Below are 4,841 nucleotides of genomic sequence, written 5' to 3'. Positions count from 1 at the left end.
GCGTTGGGGTGCGTGCATCGCAAGGCGGAGGAGGGAGTCCATGCGGAGCATCGGCGACTGACGACAACGCGGCGAGGTGCGTGCCCCGGCGTCGCCCCGCAGGTGGGGGCTTGAAGACGGACCCTAGGATCGCCGCATGACGTGGTTGATCACCGGCGGGGCCGGATACATCGGCGGGCACGTCGTCCGCCAGCTGCTGGACGCCGGTGAGCGCGTCGTCGTCCTGGACGACCTGAGCACCGGCGACGCGTCCCGCCTGCCGGCCGGCGTCCCGCTGGTCGAGGGCTCCACCCTGGACCGCGCCGTCCTGGACGCCGCGATCCACCGGCACGGCGTGCGGGGCGTCCTGCACTTCGCCGCCAAGAAGCAGGTCGGCGAGTCCGTCGAACAGCCCTTCCGGTACTACCGGGAGAACATGATCGGCCTGCAGACCGTCCTGGAGGCCGCCGCCGGGGGCGGGGTCGGGCGCTTCCTGTTCTCCTCGTCCGCCGCGGTCTACGGCATGCCGGACGTCGACCTGGTCACCGAGTCCACCCCCTGCGCCCCGATGAGCCCGTACGGCGAGACCAAGCTGGCCGGCGAGTGGCTGGTCGCCGCGGCCGGGCGGGCCCACGGCATCTCCACCGTGGCCCTGCGCTACTTCAACGTGGCCGGCGCCGCCTCCCCCGGGCTCTCCGACGCCGGGGTGTCCAACCTCGTCCCGATGGTCTTCGAGCGGCTCACCGCGGGGCGGGCCCCGCTGCTCTTCGGCGACGACTACCCGACGCCGGACGGCACCTGCGTACGCGACTTCATCCACGTCTCCGACGTGGCTTCGGCGCACGTGGCGGCCGTCCGGCGGCTGGCCGCCGACCCGGCCGGGGCCACCGGGCTGGTGCTCAACATCGGCCGCGGCGAGGGCGTCAGCGTCCGGGAGATGCTGGCGGTGATCGGCCGGGTCACCGGCTACGACACCACCCCCGAGCCGGCTCCGCGCCGCCCCGGCGACCCCGCCCGGGTGGTGGCCTCCGCCGGGCTGATCCGCCGCGAACTGGGCTGGAGCGCGCGCCACGGCGTGGAGGAGATGGTCGCCTCCGCCTGGGAGGGCTGGTGCGCCCGCCACCCGCAGGCCCGCCGGTCCTGACGGCCCGCTGCGGCGGCGGGGCCGGCACCCCCGCCGCCGGCACCCCCACCGCCGGCACCCCCACCGCCCGCACCGCTCAGCGGGCGGGCACCGCCGTGCCGTAGAAGGCGTCCAGCGCGTACACGCAGCGGTCCTTGGAGCCGACGAAGACCCGCCCGCCGACCGCCACCGGCGAACCGGTGAGCTCGCCCTTGGTGCCCAGCTCCCAGCGCAGCTGACCGCTCGCCAGGTCCAGGGTGTGCAGCGAGTGGTCCCGGCTGCCCAGGTGCACCAGGCCGTCGGCCACCGCCGGGGAGCCGACGATCTCGCCGCGCGCGGTGTAGCGCCAGCGCTCCCGGCCGGTCGCCGCCTCGAAGGCGTACAGCACCTCGCCGCTGCCGACCAGCACCATGCCGTCCCCGACCACCACCGGCTCCGCGCCCTGGCGGCTGCCGGTGACCCCGCGCCAGCGGTCCATGCCGGTGGCCGCGTCCAGCGCGTAGACCGTGCCCAGGTAGTCGGCCACGTAGACCGCGTCGGCGTCCAGGGCGGGCGGGGTGAACAGCACCACCGGGGCCTCGAAGCGCCAGCGCTCGACCCCGCTGGCCGCGTCCAGCGCGTACACCCGGGTGCCGGCCGTGACGTACAGGACGCCGCCGCGCTCGACCGGGTGCGAGGGCACGTCCTCGCCGACCGGGAAGGACCAGCGCAGGCCCGCGCCGCGCGGGTCGACGCAGCGCAGCCGCCCGGCGCCGTAGTAGTAGGCCGCGCCGCCCAGCAGGACCGGGCCGGACTGCGGGTTCTCGTAGTCCTGCTGGGCGTCGTCGGCGCGCCACAGCTCGGCGCCGTTGGCCGCCGAGCGCAGCTGGACGCCGCCGCCCCGGATGCCGGAGCAGAGCACGCCGTCGGCGGCCGAGAGCGAGTAGACCCAGCCGTCCAGCGAGGTGCGCCAGCGCTCGGTGCCGTCGACGGCGTCGACGGTGTACAGGTGCGGGCCGTCCGCCGCGTGCACCCGGCCCGCGTCCACCGCGAGCGCCCAGGCGACGTCCCGGGTCTTGTAGCGGCGCTCTCCGGAGCCGATGTCCAGCGCGTGCACCTCGAAGCTGGAGACGAAGAGCGTGCCGTCGGCGACCACCGGGGTGCCCCAGACGTCGTTGGACATCCGGAACCGCCAGGGGCGCCAGCGGGCGGCCGGGGCCGGCGCGGGCGGCGGGGTGGGGGCCGCCCGGCGGACCCAGTCGGTCGTGGCCGGGGCGGTGGTCGGACCGGGCTGCTCGTGCTTGGCCCGCGGCCCCGGGCCTATCCGCACCGAGGCGCCGGACAGGTGCACCTCGACGGCCCCGGAGCCGGCCGGCGCGCGGTGCCGGTTCGGGGAGGCGATCTTCGCGGTCGGGATCTCGGCCTCGGAGGCCCGGCCCGGCGGCGGCACGCTGTGCACCGGCCCGGCCGGCGACTGGAGGTGCCGGCCGCCCGGGTCGGTGCGCGGGTCGGCCGTCCCGTGGGACAGCGGCGGGCCCTGCGGGTGCGGCGGGGGGCCGTGCGGGTGCGGGGGCGGCAGCGGCGGCTCGGCCGGGCCGTGGGACGGGCGGGGCAGCGGCGCGGTCGGCCTGCGGCCGCGCTTGCGCTCGATCAGCTCCAGGGCGTTGGGCGGGAGCCAGTCCCCGGCCTCGCCGGAGGCGTCGTCCCGGGAGAAGAGGTGCGGGGCCAGCTCGGCCTGGATCTGGGCCGGGGTGGGCCGGCGCTCCTGCGCCTGCTGCATGCAGGCGCGGACCAGGTCCATCAGCTCGGGCGGCATGCCGGACAGGTCCGGCTCCTCGCGCAGCAGTTGGAACACCGTCTCGACCGGGTTGGTGCCGCGGTAGGGCGGGTGCCCGGTGGCGCAGAAGACCATCAGCGAGCCGAGCGAGAAGACGTCGCTGGCGCCCCGGACGGTCCGGCTGTCCCGGGCCTGCTCGGGGGACATGTAGGCGGGGGTGCCGACCGCGACGTTGGTCATGGTGAGCCGGGTGTTGGAGACCCCGGCCGCGATGCCGAAGTCGATCACCTTCGGGCCGTCCTCGACCACCAGGACGTTGGAGGGCTTGAGGTCGCGGTGGATCAGCCCGGCCGCGTGGATGGACTGGAGGGCCTCCGCGATGCCGGCGACCAGCCAGCGGGTGGCCTCCACCGGCAACGGGCCGCAGTCCTCGACCAGGTCCTCCAGGGAGGGCGCCGGGATGTACGCGGTGGCCAGCCAGGGCACCCGCGCGTCCGCGTCGGCGTCCACCACCGCCGCCGTGTAGAAGCCGCCGACCGTCTTGGCCGCCGCGATCTCCCGCGCGAAGCGGACCCGGAACAGCTCGTCCTCGGCCAGTTCCCCCCGGACGGTCTTGATGGCCACCCGTCGCCCGGACGCGGACCGCGCCAGGTAGACCAGGCCCATCCCGCCCGCGCCGAGCCGCCCCAGCACCTCGAAGGGCCCGATCCGCCTCGGATCGTGCGCCGTCAGCTGGTCCACTCCGCTGCCACCTCCCCGTTGTCCGCACCCGCCGCGTGGTGCCGGACCCGATTCTCCAATGCCGCCCGGCGCATCTCCAACCTCCCCCGCCCTGAGGGTGCCGCCGGCCGCCCCCCGGCCCACGGGGACGGAACGGCCGGATCCTGACGCCCGCTCCGGCGCCGGCTTGCCCCCGGGCCCCCGGACCGTCCGCTTCGGAACCGTTCCGGTCCCGCCCCGTGTCATCACGCTCTGTCATCGGACCACCCCTCAGCGGACTCGCCGTCACGCTGTGAGATCAAAGGCACACGGGGGGGCTTCAACAGGGGGTTCGGAGTGCGGTGAATATCCGTCCGAAGTGGTTCATGCCGCTATACCAACCCCCGTGCGGAGTAATAGTCGCATCACCGAATCGCGCCAAGATCGTGCCACGGTAAGCTGACGGCATGACAGGACAAGTTCGCACCGTCGACGGTCGCGTCGCCGGGCGACGCGGACAGGAGACGCGGCAGAAGCTGCTCGATTGCCTCCGCGAGATGCTCAGCACGTCGCCCTATCGGGACGTCAAGGTCATCGACGTCGCCCGTATGGCGGGTACCTCCCCCGCGACCTTCTACCAGTACTTCCCGGATGTCGAGGGCGCAGTCCTCGAAATCGCCGAGGAAATGGCCAAGGACGCCGACACCCTCAAAGAGCTGGTGGCCGGAAAGTCCTGGGCAGGGAAGTCCGGACCGACCACTTCGGAAGAACTGGTCGACGGATTCCTCGCCTTCTGGCGCAAGAACGACGCCATTCTCCGAGTGGTCACGCTCGGTGCCGCCGAAGGGGACAAGCGGTTCTTCAAGATCCGCATGACAGTCCTCAACGCGGTCGCCAAGCCGCTCGCGGAAGCCGTCAGGGAACTCCAGGCGAAGGGTCAGGCCGACAAGACGCTCGACCCGAACGCCGTGGCCGGGGCCCTGGTCTCGCTGCTCGCCTCGGCGGCCGAGCACCAGAAGGCCTTCACCTCCTGGGGCGTCAAGGTCAAGGACCTCAAGCCCAACCTCGCTCCCCTGGTGTACCTGGGTGTCACCGGCAAGAAGCCGCCCAAGTAGACCGACCGCAACGACCCACCATCCGCTCCGCGCGCAGCCCCGGCCTCCTGTCCGGGGGACGACGCACGGCGGCCGTGTCCTCGGGGGAGGTCCGCCGACGTGCCGCAGGCGCGCCAGACATGCCGGTGGGGGGGGCCCCCCGGAGAGGGGGGCCCCCCCCCCCGGGTGT

The 4,841-nt window shown here is 74.4% G+C and carries 3 protein-coding genes; 2 read left to right on the top strand and 1 reads right to left on the bottom strand.

Annotated features, from left to right (window positions below; genetic code table 11):
* Positions 1-136 precede the first annotated feature (136 nt).
* Complete coding sequence (gene galE / locus ACFQ6N_RS10855; RefSeq protein ID WP_380648413.1) at positions 137-1,123, top strand: UDP-glucose 4-epimerase GalE; 987 nt, start codon at positions 137-139, stop codon at positions 1,121-1,123.
* Between the two features lie 76 nt (positions 1,124-1,199).
* Here galE and ACFQ6N_RS10850 read toward each other — a convergent pair whose 3' ends face one another.
* The gene (locus ACFQ6N_RS10850) at positions 1,200-3,599 is read right to left on the bottom strand and encodes a PQQ-binding-like beta-propeller repeat protein (protein WP_380648412.1); all 2,400 of its coding nucleotides are present in this window, start codon (positions 3,597-3,599) and stop codon (positions 1,200-1,202) included.
* A gap of 425 nt (positions 3,600-4,024) precedes the next feature.
* Between ACFQ6N_RS10850 and ACFQ6N_RS10845 the strand changes: the two genes are divergently transcribed.
* Positions 4,025-4,672: a TetR family transcriptional regulator gene (locus ACFQ6N_RS10845; protein WP_380648411.1), complete on the top strand. Its 648-nt coding sequence runs from the start codon at positions 4,025-4,027 to the stop codon at positions 4,670-4,672.
* The last annotated feature ends 169 nt before the right edge of the window (positions 4,673-4,841 follow it).

This window comes from Kitasatospora sp. NPDC056446 (assembly GCF_042796115.1).
In the GTDB taxonomy this organism is placed as follows: Bacteria; Actinomycetota; Actinomycetes; order Streptomycetales; family Streptomycetaceae; genus Kitasatospora.
Note: the sequence above shows the minus strand (reverse complement) of the source record. Positions and strands in the feature narration are given on the sequence as shown.

Coding starts and splice junctions, on each gene's coding strand:
- galE (WP_380648413.1), top strand. CDS start 137: ATGACGTGGTTGATCACCGGCGGGGCCGGATACATCGGCGGGCACGTC.
- ACFQ6N_RS10845 (WP_380648411.1), top strand. CDS start 4,025: ATGACAGGACAAGTTCGCACCGTCGACGGTCGCGTCGCCGGGCGACGC.